Source organism: Rhizobacter sp. P3_B12, assembly GCF_056402895.1.
Genome location: NZ_JBFUGN010000861.1, coordinates 1 through 2,646 on the forward strand (window position 1 = coordinate 1; position 2,646 = coordinate 2,646).

The following is a 2,646-nucleotide window of genomic DNA, read 5'->3' on the forward strand; positions in this document are numbered from 1 at the left end:
GGCCACCGTTGAAGGAATCCTGGCGCGCACCGTCGCTTCGTCGACCGCATCGCCGCTGCGCACGATGGCCGCGACGACTTCGCCCAATGCCTTGCGGTAGCGAAGCCGGAAGGCGTCGGGCGGGACCAGGTCGCGCGTGACCGCGACATACTGCTGGCACGAATGCCCATAGGCCGAGACGAAGATGTCGCGCAGCAGTTCAATGCGGTTCAGTTCGTAGACGCCCAGCAGCGCGTCCACGTAGTCCTGCTGAGGTACCTCGATGAACGACAGCGGGCACAGGTTGTGGCGGATGAACGGGATGTTGGCGGCCAGCCGGGACACGCGCTTGTTCACGTCCTCGAAGGGTTGCAGGTAGGGCACGTGCACCATCAGGAAGAAGGCCTGCTCGAAGGGATCCCGGACGTCCGCGGCCGTCTGCACGACGATGTCGAACAGGGCCTGCAGTTGCTGTTGCGGGCCCGGCGGCAGGTACACGCTGCCGCCGATCCCGACGCCGCAGCGGCGGATGCGGCCCACGGCCGACGGGTCGGCCATCAGGCCGTCCGACAGGAGCGCGTGCAGCCTGATGAGCGTGGCTGGCGTCAGGCTCGCGTGCTCCGGGTCTCGCACCAGGTATTCGATGGCCTCCTTGTGGTTGAGGATCATCTGGGTTTCCAGCGCGTCCTTGCCTTCGGCTGCCTGGCCGAACGCGATCAGCCGCTCGGTGTCGAGGCGGCTGTAGGTGTTGCCTTCCAGCCGGGAGGAGGCCCATGACAGGTCGATCAGCAGCCTGGCGAGGATGTCCTTGGCAAACGTGCCGGCCGGCGCCTGCTCCGAGGGAGATTTCCCCATCGCATGCAACCGGTCGCGCAATCCTTGCGGCAAGTAGGCCGTCTGGTTGGGGAGGTAGTTCTCCAGGAACGCGAGGTTGTAGCCCACCGGCCGGCGCTGCAGGCGTGGCAGGCGGACGTAGGCCCGGATCTCTTCGCCTTCCGGGGATATGGTCGCAGTGGCCGCGGCGATGGCGCGGGACCTGTCGGTACGGCCGTAAGAGGGAAGCGGTTCGGCGACCCCGACGGGTCGTGCCAGGTAGCGCGTCGACCGCGCATCCCCCTGCACGTCGATTCGCTTCTGTTCGACGAGCGCAGCCAGTCGGCGCTGCAGGGTTCGGCGCTTGGTCTGCTCACCCAGCGCCTGGGATATCGCGTCAACACCGATGCCTGCGGGATGCGCGGCAATCAGCGCGACCAGGCGATCGAACTCGTGTTGTGGCGTGATTCGTGGCATTCGCGTCAATTCCGGTGAGGAATCGCGCCAGTATTGCGCCACTCGAAGTGGCGCGCAAGCCATTTATCGCGCCATATCCTCCATCGCCGACACGATCGCCCCCGGCGTCGTGACCCAGATCTCGCGGTGGTGGTCCATCACATGCCGCAGTGCGCGCCGCAGGTGGCGCAGCCGGTACGGCTGGCCGACGATGTACGGGTGCAGCGCGATGCCCATCACCAGCGGCTGGCGCTGCGACTGCTCCAGCATCTCGTCGAACTGGTCGATGATCATCTGCGCGAAGTCCTTCGCGTCCATCTGCCGCGCGATCACCATCGGGATGTCGTTCAGCTCCTGCGGGTAGGGCACCGACCACAGCGAGCCGCCGCGCGTGCGCAGGCGCACCGGCTGGTCGTCGTGGCACCAGTTCAGCGTGTAGTGGAAGCCTGCCTCGGCCAGCAGGTCGGGCGTGAGGTGGCTCTCCGAGATCCACGGCGACAGCCAGCCGCGCGGCGCGAGCGCATGGCGGCGCGTCATCGTGTCGCGGCAGTGCTCGATCAGCGCGCGCTCATCGGCCTCGGGCAGCGAGCCCTGGCGGATCGAGTTGGTGTGGCCGTGCGCGATCATCTCGTCGCCGCGCTGCACGCAGGCATCCACCAGCACCGGGCTCAGCTCGTACAGCGCGGTGTTCAGGATCACGCCGGCCGGCATCGCGAGCTGGTCGAACAGCTCCAGGCAGCGCCACGCACCGACGCGGTTGCCGTACTCGCGCCAGCTGTGGTTCAGCACGTCGGGGTGYGGCGACGCCGGGCCGAGCGATGCGCCCAGTCCTTCGCCGAACGCGAAGTCTTCCAGGTTGAAGCCGAGGTACACCGCGAGCCGCTGCCCGTTGGGCCAGCGGAAATCCGGCCGCTGCGTGATCGCCGAGTAGTCGAAGCGGCCGTGCGTGCGCAGCGGGCCGAAGCGGGGGTCCGGGGCAGGGTGGGTCATGCCGACGGCCRAAGCAAGCTGCGCACCACCGTCACCGTGCAGTCCGACTGCGCGACCACCTCGGCCGACACGCTGCCCAGGTAGCGGCGCAGCCCGCCGCTGCTGCGCGCGCCCATCACGATGTGGTCGACCTGGTTCTTGCGCGCGTAGTCGACGATCGCGCCGGCCGCATCGGGCGCCTCGAGCACGTGGAAGGTCACGCGCCCGGCCTGCTCGGGGCGCGTGGCCTCCAGGTCCTGCAGCAGCGGGCGCGCCCAGTGCTTCAGCTGCACCAGCAGGCCGACGTGCTTGCTGCCGCCGTCCTTGTCGAGCAGCTCGTCCATGCCGATGCGGTTGATCTTCAGCACCGCCAGGCACGCGAGGCGCGCGCCGGGCTCGGTGTGCAGCAGCCGCTGCACGGTGTCGCGC

At 68.6% G+C, this 2,646-nt stretch carries 3 protein-coding genes; all 3 read right to left on the reverse strand.

Annotated features, from left to right (window positions below; all coding sequences use genetic code 11):
* A partial coding sequence (locus tag AC1D01_RS29205; protein ID WP_477872646.1) for a Fic family protein occupies window positions 1-1,269 on the reverse strand: 1,269 nt, incomplete at its 3' end.
* Between the two features lie 63 nt (window positions 1,270-1,332).
* On the reverse strand, window positions 1,333-2,238 hold the full coding sequence (locus AC1D01_RS29210) for a polysaccharide deacetylase family protein (protein ID WP_477872648.1): 906 nt from the start codon (window positions 2,236-2,238) through the stop codon (window positions 1,333-1,335).
* The coding region (locus AC1D01_RS29215; RefSeq protein WP_477872650.1) for a universal stress protein at window positions 2,235-2,646 on the reverse strand (412 nt) is incomplete at its 5' end. The genes AC1D01_RS29215 and AC1D01_RS29210, both read right to left, overlap by 4 nt.